Origin of the sequence: Parabacteroides sp. Marseille-P3160 (assembly GCF_900162725.1) — a bacterium.
In the GTDB taxonomy this organism is placed as follows: Bacteria; Bacteroidota; Bacteroidia; order Bacteroidales; family Tannerellaceae; genus Marseille-P3160.
On the sequence record NZ_LT799418.1, the window covers coordinates 212936 to 226426 of the forward strand.

Below are 13491 nucleotides of genomic sequence, written 5' to 3' on the forward strand. Positions count from 1 at the left end.
ACTTTTCTTCCTATTCTTCCTCATCATATTGCTGGTAGAGAAAGTCGTTATAGGGAAAACGGGTCGTATGAATCTGCTTGACCCGTTCGTAAAGCAGCGACTTTAGAGCTTCTACATTGGTACGTTCTTTGGCGGAGATGAAGATACAATCGTCCTTTAATTTGTTCATCCAGGTTTCTTCCAACTCCTTTAAATCGATGTTTTCCTTCGTCCGGGCTGTCAGGTCGTCCTCCTCTTTGGGGACAAAAGTGAAGGCGTCGATTTTATTGAACACCATGATCATCGGTTTCGGACGGTTATCTATCTCAAGCAATGTCTTGTTGACCACCTCGATCTGTTCTTCAAACGAGGGATGGGATATATCCACCACGTGAAGTAGCAAGTCGGCTTCACGAACCTCATCCAAAGTAGATTTGAACGATTCGACCAACTCGGTCGGCAATTTCCGTATGAAACCGACGGTATCGGACAGAAGGAAAGGCAGGTTCTCTATGATTACTTTGCGCACGGTAGTATCCAGGGTGGCGAATAACTTGTTTTCGGCAAAGACCTCACTCTTGCTTAAAAGATTCATCAAAGTCGACTTGCCGACATTGGTATAACCGACCAGGGCGACACGCACCAACTTGCCGCGGTTTTTCCTCTGCGCTACTTTCTGCTTATCGATATCAAGCAATTCTTTCTTCAAGCGTGAAATCTTATCGAGAATGATTCGCTTGTCCGTTTCCAACTGGGTTTCTCCCGGCCCACGCATGCCGACGCCGCCTCGCTGGCGCTCCAAGTGAGTCCATAAGCGGGTCAGTCGGGGTAACATGTATTTATACTGCGCCAATTCAACCTGTGTCTTTGCATTGGCCGTCTGCGCCCTTTTGGCAAAGATATCAAGGATCAGATTCGTCCGATCAAGGATCATAACCTGCAATTCCTTTTCAATATTACGAAGTTGCTTGGCCGAGAGCTCATCATCAAAAATCACCATCCCTATTTCATTCTCAACCACATATTCCTTGATTTCCTGCAGTTTGCCTGAACCGACAAAGGTTACCGAATTAGGCATGTCGAGCCTTTGGAAGAAGGTTTTGACAGGCGTCACTCCGGCTGTTTCCGCCAGAAAAGACAGCTCGGCAACATACTCCTTCGCCTTTTGTTCGTTCTGATTGGCAGTGATTAAACCGACCAGAACGGCTTTTTCCGTTTGCGCTTCCGATATTACAAATTCTTTCATACGGCAAAGATAATCAATAAAAAATTATATAACTTTACAGTTGTATATACTTTAAAACCAATACGAACTATGAAAACAAAACTTTTCTTATTTCTTCTCTGCGCTTTCGCAATAGATAAGGTCATTGCACAAACCGTTCCCGAACAATGGGCAACCTTCGTCAACAGCGAAGATAATTATCTTCTCTCGGACACTTTCCGCTTCCAAGGCTTCGAATCCTCGCCGGAAGATAACTGGGGTTATACTGTCAGTAATAGCGATAGCATTTCCATCTTCGATGCTTCCAAAGCAGGAATAAAAAGACAAGGAGGCAAGCATTCCATACGAATGAGGTTAAACAGTTGGATTAAAATGGATTCTTTCCCAACAAACGTATATAAAAGTCATAAAATGTTTTTAATATACGGATCAGATAGCCTGATGATGGGAGAAAGATTGGACATCTCATTTATTAGAAATGGGCAAAGAGATACGATTAAATTTATGGATATAAAAGCGAATAATACGACCTACTCTTATAAAAACCTAGGGTTCAAAGATAATCCTATCTCTTTTCAATTAATAACGACAAATCCGATAATAGAGAATTCCCTTTATGGTTATTGTTGCATTGACAGTCTCTTAGTAGAAGGACAGATAGAAAACTATTCTCTCTTTACCGGCGAAGGTGATTGGAACGATACGATCCGGTGGTCGCACCTACCTCCTGCGCGTCATCGAAGCGCTTTGGTGAAGGGGAAAATAACGGTCAGCCAACCTCTCTCCTGCCAATCCATCCTGCTCAACGAAGGAAGCATCCGGGTAAATTCTTCGCTACAAACGGATAGTCTGGCCTTCTACGGAGATAACATTTCTTTCGCTTCTTCGGGAGAGGTCCATATCCGGAAGGCGGTAACTTATCAAAAGACTTTTCCGGAGAAAGGTAAATGGTATTTCGTTTCCTTTCCCTTTGATGTATATCCTTCAGGGATCGATACGGCATTCACCCTCAAAGACGAAAAGGAAAGTGCAGGAGGAAATTATTTTTATATACAGGAATATAATTCAGAACAACGGGCCCAAAACGGAAACAAAACATCCAATTGGAAAGTAATCCCAACAGAAAATATGGAAAAGGACGACGAGCCTTTATTTAAGAAGAATACCGGCTATCTGATTGCTTTGGATGCTGCTTCCGATCGTCAAACAATCACTTTCTCCGCCACATCCGTACCGTCTTCCTTTGCTACGGAGGGAAGTATCCCTATCAATCCCGGGTTTGGAAAAAATCCGAAGGATAACGGTTGGTACCTCTGCGGAAATCCATTCCCCCATCCCCTTGCCTTGCGACAGTTAGCCGGCAATGATCAGCTCGAACCTTCTGTCTGGGTATATGACGGAGCGGGTTACCAGCCTTTCCCGATGGAAAGCGATTATGCCCTCCCGCCTTTCTCCGCCTTCTTTGTAAAAGCAAAAAATCAAACCGAATTAGTTATTCCGCCGGAAACAGTCTCAACAGAAAACTCCATTCTTATATCCACCCAGCATTCGCTTAATGATTCCCGGGCTGAACCGGTTGCCACCGGACAAATCCCCTCTCCGTCTATAAAGGTCTACTATCTCAACGGTTCCCTTCATTGGGAAGGAATAACGGAATCAAGCCGGATCTCCGTACTCGATATGAACGGGCGCATCCTCTTCTCCCAAAGAATGGATTCCGAAGATTTGTCGATTCCTTTGCCTCTTCTCCAAGGCATTTACTTCTTTTCGGCCGACAATAAGAGCCGGGTGATCCACCAAAAATTCAGGGTGGGAGAATAGATAGAAGGAATCAAATACGTTTCCGGATATACAGACTGTTGAAACGGATAATGCAAAAAGCAATATAGACATACAATAGATATTGGATGCCACCTATTTGATGAAGGTAAGCAATTGCATAAGCTGCCAGAAGTATTCCGGCAGTGATGCCTACTCCTTGCCCCAAACGATTGGACCAATCCAGTTTCCGTCCCCAGATCCTTGGGCGGAAAACCCAATTGACAGGAGCGGTGAATGCATTCAAAAGCAAGATGGAATAAGACATATATTCATAATTGACCCCGTTGAGGATAAAGAGGATCGCCGTCAGCCCGATCATCGCCCCGTAAAAGATTTTTCCGGAAGAGGTAGAAGGACTGGACGGCATATCCGTAGCCATAAATATGGCTCCCAACATCAATCCTCCCAGTGAAAAAGAAAGGCTGTTTCCTAAATAAAGCAGCAGGTAAAGGGGCAAACTGAAAGCCGCAAACAAGGCAAAAGGGATGTGCCAGGAAATGCGACGCCTAAACAAAAGATAAAGCCCTCCGAGCGTCAAAAACAGAATGGAATATTCCCCGATAGCTCCCGAAGGTCTAAAGAATAAGCCGTTCAGCAGTTCATTGTCGAAGAGATTGATTCCGGATAGATTAACCGCCGTCCGATCGTACCAGATACTACCCGAAGTCATGACGGTAGGGAAGAACACCGTCATAAACTCCCGACCGACCAATGCCGGATTAAAGGGATTCCGTCCCAATCCTCCCCATAGCAATTTACCGAACAAGACACTCATCGCTCCTCCGAAAGCGACGACATAAAGCGGCGTAAAGGCGCCGATTGTGCAGGAAAGCAAGATGCCTGTAACAATCCCCGAACCGTCCGTTACGGAGTTTTTCTTGCTCCAGAAGATCATTGAAAAGATAAACTCTGTTAACAAGGCGCTCCCGACAGCTACCAAGATCACCATGACCGGAACAAACCCGAAAGCAAAATAAGAAAAAACAAGGCAGGGAATCAAGGCAAGTATAACGTCGAACATCACTTTCGACGTACTGTCATTGGCTCTGACAAAGGGCGGATACTGTATTTTAACGGATTGCATGGGCTAATTCTTTTATTTTCTTTTTCCCTTCTTTTATACTCTGGATCAGCGGTACGTTACTCGGGCAAATATATTCGCAGGCCGCACATTCAATGCAATTACTCAACTGGTACTTTTCCAATTTAAAGAATTTTCCCGTACGGTATATTTCCTCGAACTTCATCGGCATCAGGTGCATCGGGCATACTTCCACGCAATAACCGCATGAGATGCAATTCTGACGCTCCACTACTTGTTTCCTGAATAGCAACAGACCGGAAGAGCCCTTGACAAAAGATGCATCCGGATATTCGACAAACTTTCCCATCATCGGCCCTCCCAAAACAAGTATCTTTCCCTCTGCCGAAAGATGCAACTCCTCCAACAGATGGGAGATGGGCGTTCCGACCTTGACCTCATAGTTTCCATAATGCAGGGATTCTTCACCGGAAAGGGTTATGAAACGGCTCACTAAAGGAATCCGGCGGGCGACCGCCTGATAGACGGAATAAATCGTTCCTACATTGTTGACAAGCACTCCCCTATCCCTCGGAAGTTGATTCCTCGGCAACTCAAAGCCCAATACCGACTGTATCAATTGTAATTCCCCTCCCTGGGGATATTCATTCGGAAGAATCTGCAAACGAACCAACGGATTTTCCGGAAGAAAGGGAGCAAAGACTTTCACCAACTCCTTATTCTGTTCTTCCAAGGTAATCACGATTTGCTCCGCCTGAAGTACTTTGTTTATAATCCGGATTCCTTCGAGCAGTTCACCGGTATGTTGCTCCATCAATGCATAGTCGGCGGTAAGATAAGGTTCACATTCCGTCCCGTTGACTATCAATGTATGAATCCGCTTCCCATCCAAAGTATATTTAAGTGAAGTAGGGAATTGCGCTCCCCCCTCACCGACGATACCGGCTTCCCGGATTAATCCTATAATCTCATCCGGACTCAATTCTTCCCAGCGAAAGATCGTACGTTCTTCCTCCGTCTCTTTGAAATCATTTTTTATAAATAGAGTAGGAACGGCTGTTCCGTCTGCCAGCGGATAGTCTTCAATCGCTTGCACCACTCCGGAAACCGGAGCATGGATATTGGCAGACAATCCCTTATGGGCCTGTCCTATAAGCTGGTATTTCTTTACCTTTTCCCCGACGGAAACCGTCGGAAGGGCTGCCTGGCCTATCTGCTGAAGAAGCGGAACATACAAGACGGGAGCGTCTTTTATCTGCCGGATCTTTTCCTTCTTGGTCATTCCCTTCATTGAAAAGATATGCATTCTCATTTTTCTCCTTTTATATATTGATTAAAACCCTTAGTAAACACCTTATTGTCATTTTCATCAATCATAAAGCCTTCTATTGGATAAAAGGAAGAAAGAAATTCCATCTTCTCCAGAAAACCACCGGCCGTCTGATTATATAGTCCCGTAGAAAGGATATCTCCCATGAGACAGTTTTCGGAAACAATTCCCACCTCCTTGTTTGCCGAGGAATAACCGGATTTGGGATCAAGGATATGCCCATACCGGCGACCTCCTATTTCCACGAAAGTCTTTGCCTGCGAAGAGGTGGAATAACACTGATTGCCTATATTGAGGCGGAATAAAATAGAATCATCCACCGGTTCCCTCACAATAATCTCCCAGAAAGGATGCCCTTCGTTATTGATCGCCCGTATGGTGCTACCCCCTGCATTAATGATCGCATCGTTGATCCCCAACTTCTCCATTCGATCTGTCAGGCAATCTACGGCATAAGCCTTGATAAATGATCCCGTAATGATTTCCTGTCCTTCCCCTATGCGAACTCTATTGCCTTCTATAATTATGTTTTTATAATTAATCAAAGGTTTCACCCGCCCGATCTCTTCCCGGGAAGGAACTGTGCGTTGATTTTCCCTGTAAAATCCCCAGAGACGGATAAGCGGCATGATCGTCGGATCAAAGTCTCCGTCCAGGCGATCCGATAAAGAAATGACCCGTCGCAATAAACGGATGGTTTCTCCATCCACCTCCACAAAATGTCCTGCGTGTTTATTAATTCGATCTATATAAGATCCCGGTTGGTAAGAATTGTATTTCCTATCGATTTCTTCCAATATCCCAAATAAAACATCAAACAACCTATCCTCATAAAAAACAGATATTTTAATCTTTATATGAGCATGAAACAAAAACCGTGTCTGTGCCTTATATAACAAACTCATCCCTTAATTCGTGCCGGATGCTTCTTCTGCCTTTTTCTCCGTTTCGATCACTACCGGCGCCTTTTCTTTTTTGGATTTGTCAACGGACGATTTATCTTTCTTCCCTTTGCCGGACTTTTGTGCAACAGGAACGGAATCTTTTTCCAACGAGACCGGCGTTGCCGGATTTGCTACCGTATCCTCTATACTTGTAGAATCTCCCGTTTCTTCGCCGGCAAGTTTATTTTCTTCTTCCTTGCTCACAAGATCCTGCGTTTCTTTAACCTTCGCATTATTGGAAGCATTCGCTATATAACCCCAAACAATCATAAACACTCCGAAAAAAAATAATCCGGCAGGCCTGATCCATTGATTAAAAAATGATTTCATATAAACTTTCTTACTAATAATAACCTAGCACTCTCATAGATAGAATAATATTCCTATCTGTTTTAAAACAGCAAAAATACTTTACTTGTTGTGATAACTTCCATAAAATAAGTTACAACTTTTCTTTTAAATAATGTCCGGTATATGAATCCGAACAGGCGGAAACCGCTTCCGGCGTACCGCAACAAACAAGGGAACCGCCCTCCTTGCCACCCTCGGGACCCAAATCGATGAGATAGTCGGCACATTTGATCACGTCCATATTGTGCTCGATAATCACTACCGTATGCCCTTTCTCTATCAATGCATTGAAAGCCTTCAACAAGGTTTTGATATCGTGAAAATGGAGGCCTGTCGTCGGTTCGTCGAAGATGAAAAGCGTTGACTGCTGTTTTTCCTGTCCCAAATAGTAAGCCAACTTTACCCGTTGGTTCTCGCCGCCCGAAAGCGTGGAAGAAGTTTGCCCCAGCTTTATATATCCCAATCCGACCTCCTGAAGAGGCAATAGTTTTTTTACAATCTTTTTCTCCTGGGAATCGGTCTGTTTTCTAAAAAACTCGATCGCCTGGTCTACCGTCATCTCCAGTAGATCATAAATATTTACGCCGTGATATTCTACATCCAGTATTTCCTGCTTGAAACGTTTTCCATGGCAGGCTTCACAAGTCAACGTTATATCAGCCATGAACTGCATCTCTACGGTAATCTTTCCTTCGCCCTTGCACTCTTCACAGCGGCCTCCTTCCTTGTTGAAAGAAAAATAAGCCGACGTATATCCCATCTGCCTGGAAAGCGGTTGGTCTCCATAAAGCTTGCGGATCTCATCGTAGGCGCCTATGTATGTGACCGGATTCGAACGGGAACTCTTCCCTATCGAGTTCTGATCGACAAATTCTATGCTTTCAACCAAATGCAGGTCACCGGTAATACTGTTACAATCCACTCCCAAACTAACGGAATGATCCAAAGCCCTTTTAACTCCCTCGTAAAAAATATCCCGTACCAGCGTACTTTTACCCGAACCGCTTACCCCGGTTACCACCGTCATTACATTCAAAGGAAACCGGACATCTATTCCTTTCAGGTTATTCCTGCGCGCTCCCTTTATCTCGATATAATTGTTCCACGGACGGCGGAACGGAGGCACTTCAATCCGATCCTCGCCTGTCAGGTATCTCACCGTATAGCTGTTGCTGTTCAACTGCAAATCCTTTATTGATCCCTGATAGACGACCTCTCCTCCCAGCCGGCCGGCTTTCGGGCCGATATCGATGATATAATCCGCCGCCCGGATAATCTCCTCGTCGTGCTCCACGACCACCACCGTATTGCCCAACTGTTGCAATTTACGCAATACGTCGATCAATAAGTGCGTGTCCCTCGAATGCAATCCGATGCTCGGTTCATCCAAAATATAAAGCGAACCTACCAAACTGCTTCCCAATGAAGTCGCTATATTTATCCGCTGGCTTTCCCCGCCTGAGAGAGTGGATGACAAACGATCCAAGGTTAGGTATCCCAGTCCCACATCCAAAAGAAACTGTATGCGGCTGTTGATCTCCGCCAGCAAACGCTTTGCTATCGCAGCATCCGTCTCATTCAGTTCCAAGGTATCGAAAAAATCTTTCAGTTCGGTAATAGGAAGCGAAACCAAATCCGCGATGTTCTTTCCCCCCACATGCACATATAAGGCTCCGGGTTTCAAACGGCTTCCCTTACAAGCAGGGCAAATGGTCTTGCCACGGTATCGGGCCTGCATCACGCGGTATTGTATCTTATAGAGATTTTCTTCTACAAATTTGAAGAAATCATCGATCCCATGCACACCTTTAGCCCCGTGCCAAAGCAAATCCTTTTCTTTTTCAGTCAGATCATAATAAGCCCGATGAATCGGAAAGTCATATTTCGCACTGCTCCGTATGAATTCCCGTAGCCATTCGCCCATCACTTCGCCCTTCCAGCAGACCACTGCCCCTTCATAAACCGAAAGGCTTTTATCGGGAATAACCAGGTTTTCATCAATGCCCAATACTTTGCCGAAACCTTCGCAAACAGGGCAGGCTCCTATCGGATTATTGAAATTAAACATCCTGTCCGTCGGTTCCTCAAAAATTATACCATCGGCTTCAAAACGCTTGCTATATTCTAATAAGACGGTCTCCCCAGGCAAGAAAACACGAATTTTACAACTATCCTGCCCTTCATAGAAAGCCGTCTCCGCAGAATCGGCCAGACGCGTTTTCAGTAACCTATCGTCCGACACCGTCAAACGGTCGATCAGTAATTCTATTTCCTTTGCTTTTAACAGCTTCTCATCTCCCAATACCTCATAAATGCGATAGATTGTCCCGTCTATTTCCAGGCGGGTGTATCCCTCTTTCTGAAGAATTGTCAACTGCTCCTTCATGGTGCGCCCTTCGGGTACGATAACCGGTGCGTAGACGGCAAAGCGAGTTCCTTCCGGATAGGCCAATACTTCTTTTACGGCATCGCTTACCTGATGCTTTTTTACTTCTTGTCCGGAAACAGGGGAGATTGTCTTCCCTATCCTTGCAAACAATAAACGCAAATAATCATAAATTTCAGTTGAAGTTCCCACCGTGGAGCGCGGATTACGCGAATTTACCTTCTGCTCGATGGCAATAGCGGGGGGGATTCCCTTGATGTAGTCGCATTCCGGTTTGCTCATGCGTCCCAGAAACTGGCGGGCATAGGCGGAAAGGCTCTCTACATATCTTCGCTGCCCCTCCGCATACAACGTGTCGAAGGCAAGCGATGATTTTCCACTTCCGGATAATCCGGTAATGACTACCAATTGGTCCCGCGGAATGGCTACATCTATATTTTTTAGATTATTTACCCTGGCTCCCTTAATAAGGATCTCCTTATCAATACTCTTTTTAGTAACTGACATACCTATTTTTTCCCATTTTTTTAGAAAGGACAAATATACGAAAAATCAATCCGTTCTGATTGATCCTCTTTTATACAACTTATAGGATTCCTTTTTCCTTTTAATTTAACAAAAATGTATGGGTTTGTTCACTTTTATGAAACAATAAAGGGAGACATTTGTACTGTAAACATTTTACTACAAGAAACACTTTTTTGATTGAACTATAAAAGAAGATCTAATAAGACCACATTGTATCTCTAAAATTCTCTTTTGATCCTTTTGCTTTTGGTAAGTAGAAGGATTTTTTTTCTTTTCCTAATCATTTTATTGCAAAGCTTTCCGTCCAATCCATTCCTGTAAAAGCAACTTTCTTCAGAACTTCCATCGGAAAGAAGTATTTATATCCGTTTTATCAGCTCCCTCTATCTCTTCCAGATCACTGCCTATCACATCACGATCTAAATAATGCGTCCACCCTATTTTCGCTGACAAATCCATCCTATCTGCTACTTCCCAATGGAATACGGAAGAAAAACGAATGCCTTTCCCATAAAAAGAAGGCAAAGCAAAAGCATATAAAAGATTCTTTTCCCTTGAATAAACCCTGCTATCATAATCGTCGGTTTTGAAATAAGCTGCATAAAAATCTATTTTAAATGGAAATTTCTCCGGATTCCACCCGCTATTCTGGGAAAAAATCCATCCATAGCTCTTTTCCTTATCCGTTTTAATGTAACAAATACTTTCTACAGAAGTGCGCATCGTAAAAGAGGAGGAAAGCAAATAACTGACTTGTCCGCGCACCCGATGTTGTTCATAGGGCAAAATCCGTATTTCCCCCTCTTTATTTTTGCCATTCTTTTCTTTTTTCCTGTAGGTATAGTTCATTGAGAAAGAAAATCCATTCGCTTTCGAATAGTCGGACTGTATCCTGCATTCCCTGCCTTTCGAAGGGGCATCTATCAAATATCTCAACCAGGGAAAGCGGAATAAATCGGCATAGGCAGAAAATTTCCAATAAGAGAAAGGATTGGACTGTATGCCTATATAAACTCCTTCCTCATTCTGTATCATGGTATTCTGAGAGACTGTATTTGCAAAATAGGCTTGGTAACGCCGGCTGTAATTTCTATACAGGACCAGTCCCGATAAATAGGAGAATGGCGTAAATTGGATTCCATCTATTGTCGCCAAGGCTTTATTTTCGGAAATGGCTGTTTCGCCGTAGAACTTTACGAAACGGTTCTTCCAAAGGTAATCCACACTCGCATTACTGTTCTTTTTCCCGCGGAAATAGTAGCGGTTATAAGGCTTTAGCTTCGGATTTACCCGGAAGCCCCCATAGTCATAAGTTATTCCCGTTATGCCAATGGCTAAATCAGGACTTGCGTAGCGGATATTTCCTCCCATCGTATGCATTGTAAATCTATTTTTCTTTTCTATATCCAGGGGTACACGATGAATCCCATCTGTTTTTAAAGAAGTGATCTCATTATCTCCATTGACTGTCGCATCCATTCCTCGGAATGAGTAAAACAAACTGAAATCCAATTTATGAGAAGAAACGGTAACGCCGATTCCTCTGAAAAAATCCGTTTCATTGGTTGAGAAATGACGGCGGAAACCATTGTTCCGTTGTTCGGGCTGAAGCATTAAAGAACTCTTCCAAAAAGAAATATCGTTACTTACTACTAATCCTTGTCCGAAAGAAACTTTATAATCACCAATAGCCAATGACTTTAATGCTCCCATATCTTTTAGAAAAAGATGAATCGAATAAAAGTCGTATCCTATATGCTCTTTCCTGAGAAAAGGTTCCCCGCTGTCCTTTTCCCCGCAAAATCCGAATTGTAACCGGTCACCGAATGCATAGGAATAACGGAAGGAATGATAAAAAGGTTCTCCTAAATATTTCAGGTTAGGATACTTCCTGAGAATACTATCCGGCTGGTATTTATACCCTTTCTTTTCCTGAAGCCCCCTATCGTAACGAATATGAATTTCAGTCTTACCTCTCTCCATCAGGTTTTTTAAAGTAAATGACTTTTGTTCCTCCTTCCATTCTCCTACATAAACAAAGGGAAGCAGCAGAGAAATCGTTTCAAAATCCAATGATTCTATATTTTTCAGTTCGTAAATAGTGGCCCATTTCCCATACTTCTTCTTATAAAGAATGATATCCTCTATTTGCCTGTCGGATAAAAAAGGGAGCCGTCTTAACTCGCTTATACTTATTTCATTCAGATCCGTCGGATGATCGGCCCAATAGGAAAGTTCCGTAAATAAAGTTTCCATCTGCTCTTCATTCTCATTTTCGACAGCCATCTCTTCCAGATAATCCATCCATCGGGCAGATTGTTGTGCGTTCAGCCGGAAAAACATAAAACAAAAACATTCCAATAAAACAACCAATTGTTTTTTCATAGCAGTAAGGTTAAGGTAAACAATAAACTAATCAAATGACAAATAAGGAACTAAGCGAAGAGAATCGGCTTCTGTAAATTCCTCTAATAGTTTCATATCCTTCCACCCGCTGATACCTCCTTTTCGTTTCCTCAATTTCAAAAGGATACTGACTTGTTCACGGTTCAGATAGGGATGGCGCCGTAAAGAGTCTGCCGGCAAACGGTTTATCGGCCATTTATTTATCAGTTTTACATCCGCAAAAAACCAGGGAGCAATCGATTCGAAACGTTCCTCATCCATCCCATAGATTTCTTTCAACTGATTAACGGAAGCATAACCTCCCAACAGGTTTCTGAATTTTATGATTCTCCGCGCAAAGTAACTACCTATTCCCGGTACCTTCTTCAAAATTGTCGTGTCCGCTGTATTCAACTCCACAATAGTTCCGGGCGGAAATTTTTCCTGCTTTTGATAAGGCTGGTACGAACGATGTAACCGCTCTACCCTTTCAGACACTGTCTCTTTCCGTAAAGATAGGTTTTCTTCTTTCGTAGAAACCTGTTTTCCGGCGGACGAAAGGTTGGTTGGAATTGCTCCCCTGACCGTATCGGAAGCAACAGAAGAATTAGCAGCAATAATCGTTCTTTTATCTGTCGAATAAAGAATAATTCCTGCAATAACAATCAAACACAGGAGTACGAGCAATGCGATCCTTTCTCCCTTGGAGAAATAAAAGAAATCACGCCAAAACATAGTATTTTAATTAAGGTTATGGTATAAGTTATCGGTATCCTTCTATTTATCTATGATTGTTCCATCTATCATATGGATAATCCGATCCGTATCAGCAGCCAATTGTTCGTCATGAGTTACAATCACAAAGGTCTGATCCATTTTGTCTCGTAACTCGAAGAACAAGGCATGCAATTCTTCCTTATTTTTTGTATCCAGGCTTCCCGAAGGTTCATCCGCCAAAATCACTGCCGGATTATTGATCAAGGCCCTCCCTACGGCAACCCTTTGCTTCTCTCCGCCGGAAAGTTCAGACGGCTTATGCGTCATCCTGTCCGTCAGCTTTAAAAACTGAAGTAACTCTTTTGCCTTCTTTTCGGCAACCGAAGCTTTTTCCTTAGCTATTAAAGCCGGAATCATCACATTCTCCAATGCTGTAAACTCCGGAAGCAATTGGTGAAACTGGAAAACAAAACCTATATTTTTATTTCTAAAAGAAGAAATATCCTTTTCTTTCAGGCGAAAAGGGTCTATACCATTAACAAGAACAGTTCCCTGATCCGGCTTATCCAAAGTACCTATAATCTGCAAAAGAGTTGTTTTCCCAGCTCCGCTGGGCCCTACAATCGATACAATCTCTTTTTTATTGATAGAAATATCGATGCCTTTCAGTACTTGAAGCATCCCGAAGCTTTTGGTAATACCTTCTGTTTTTATCATCTTTTAAATACATAAATAGATGTATGCAAAAATAGAGAAAACAATTTACAAAAGGTTTAATTTTCA

The 13491-nt window shown here is 43.1% G+C and carries 10 protein-coding genes; 1 reads left to right on the forward strand and 9 read right to left on the reverse strand.

What is annotated here, in order from left to right; translation table 11 throughout:
- Window positions 1–10 precede the first annotated feature (10 nt).
- A complete protein-coding gene (hflX, locus tag BQ8014_RS00950; protein ID WP_080902712.1) occupies window positions 11–1225 on the reverse strand; it encodes a GTPase HflX in 1215 nt (404 codons plus the stop codon).
- A gap of 69 nt (window positions 1226–1294) precedes the next feature.
- Here hflX and BQ8014_RS00955 point away from each other — a divergent pair, with 69 nt between their 5' ends.
- On the forward strand, window positions 1295–3025 hold the full coding sequence (locus tag BQ8014_RS00955) for a T9SS type A sorting domain-containing protein (RefSeq protein ID WP_080902713.1): 1731 nt from the start codon (window positions 1295–1297) through the stop codon (window positions 3023–3025).
- Window positions 3026–3035: 10 nt separating this feature from the next.
- Here the strand turns inward: BQ8014_RS00955 and BQ8014_RS00960 are convergent, their stop codons facing one another.
- The 8 genes from BQ8014_RS00960 to BQ8014_RS00995 form a co-directional block, all read right to left on the reverse strand.
- Window positions 3036–4109, reverse strand: a complete 1074-nt coding sequence (locus tag BQ8014_RS00960; RefSeq protein WP_080902714.1) for an RnfABCDGE type electron transport complex subunit D — start codon at window positions 4107–4109, stop codon at window positions 3036–3038.
- On the reverse strand, window positions 4096–5379 hold the full coding sequence (gene rsxC, locus BQ8014_RS00965; protein WP_080902715.1) for an electron transport complex subunit RsxC: 1284 nt from the start codon (window positions 5377–5379) through the stop codon (window positions 4096–4098). The genes BQ8014_RS00960 and rsxC overlap by 14 nt, the downstream gene beginning before the upstream one ends.
- The gene (locus tag BQ8014_RS00970; protein ID WP_080902716.1) at window positions 5376–6302 is read right to left on the reverse strand and encodes an FAD:protein FMN transferase; all 927 of its coding nucleotides are present in this window, start codon (window positions 6300–6302) and stop codon (window positions 5376–5378) included. Before BQ8014_RS00970 ends, rsxC begins: the two co-directional genes overlap by 4 nt.
- A gap of 3 nt (window positions 6303–6305) precedes the next feature.
- Entirely contained in the window at window positions 6306–6671 is a 366-nt protein-coding gene (locus tag BQ8014_RS00975; protein WP_080902717.1) for a hypothetical protein, read from the reverse strand.
- Between the two features lie 112 nt (window positions 6672–6783).
- Window positions 6784–9585 carry an excinuclease ABC subunit UvrA gene (gene uvrA, locus BQ8014_RS00980; RefSeq protein ID WP_080902718.1) on the reverse strand — a complete coding sequence of 934 codons (2802 nt, stop codon included), beginning with the start codon at window positions 9583–9585 and terminating at the stop codon, window positions 6784–6786.
- Window positions 9586–9939: 354 nt separating this feature from the next.
- Complete coding sequence (locus tag BQ8014_RS00985; protein WP_080902719.1) at window positions 9940–11991, reverse strand: helix-hairpin-helix domain-containing protein; 2052 nt, start codon at window positions 11989–11991, stop codon at window positions 9940–9942.
- Between the two features lie 27 nt (window positions 11992–12018).
- Window positions 12019–12726, reverse strand: coding sequence for a helix-hairpin-helix domain-containing protein (locus tag BQ8014_RS00990; protein ID WP_080902720.1), 708 nt, complete (start codon window positions 12724–12726; stop codon window positions 12019–12021).
- 42 nt (window positions 12727–12768) lie between these two features.
- Window positions 12769–13425: an ABC transporter ATP-binding protein gene (locus BQ8014_RS00995; protein ID WP_080902721.1), complete on the reverse strand. Its 657-nt coding sequence runs from the start codon at window positions 13423–13425 to the stop codon at window positions 12769–12771.
- Window positions 13426–13491 lie beyond the last annotated feature (66 nt).

What these genes read in the sequence shown, in the direction of transcription:
- BQ8014_RS00970 (WP_080902716.1), bottom strand. Translation starts at nt 6,302, where the DNA reads ATGAGTTTGTTATATAAGGCACAGACACGGTTTTTGTTTCATGCTCAT.
- uvrA (WP_080902718.1), bottom strand. Translation starts at nt 9,585, where the DNA reads ATGTCAGTTACTAAAAAGAGTATTGATAAGGAGATCCTTATTAAGGGA.
- BQ8014_RS00995 (WP_080902721.1), bottom strand. Translation starts at nt 13,425, where the DNA reads ATGATAAAAACAGAAGGTATTACCAAAAGCTTCGGGATGCTTCAAGTA.
- rsxC (WP_080902715.1), bottom strand. Translation starts at nt 5,379, where the DNA reads ATGAGAATGCATATCTTTTCAATGAAGGGAATGACCAAGAAGGAAAAG.
- BQ8014_RS00975 (WP_080902717.1), bottom strand. Translation starts at nt 6,671, where the DNA reads ATGAAATCATTTTTTAATCAATGGATCAGGCCTGCCGGATTATTTTTT.
- BQ8014_RS00985 (WP_080902719.1), bottom strand. Translation starts at nt 11,991, where the DNA reads ATGAAAAAACAATTGGTTGTTTTATTGGAATGTTTTTGTTTTATGTTT.
- BQ8014_RS00960 (WP_080902714.1), bottom strand. Translation starts at nt 4,109, where the DNA reads ATGCAATCCGTTAAAATACAGTATCCGCCCTTTGTCAGAGCCAATGAC.
- BQ8014_RS00990 (WP_080902720.1), bottom strand. Translation starts at nt 12,726, where the DNA reads ATGTTTTGGCGTGATTTCTTTTATTTCTCCAAGGGAGAAAGGATCGCA.
- BQ8014_RS00955 (WP_080902713.1), top strand. Translation starts at nt 1,295, where the DNA reads ATGAAAACAAAACTTTTCTTATTTCTTCTCTGCGCTTTCGCAATAGAT.
- hflX (WP_080902712.1), bottom strand. Translation starts at nt 1,225, where the DNA reads ATGAAAGAATTTGTAATATCGGAAGCGCAAACGGAAAAAGCCGTTCTG.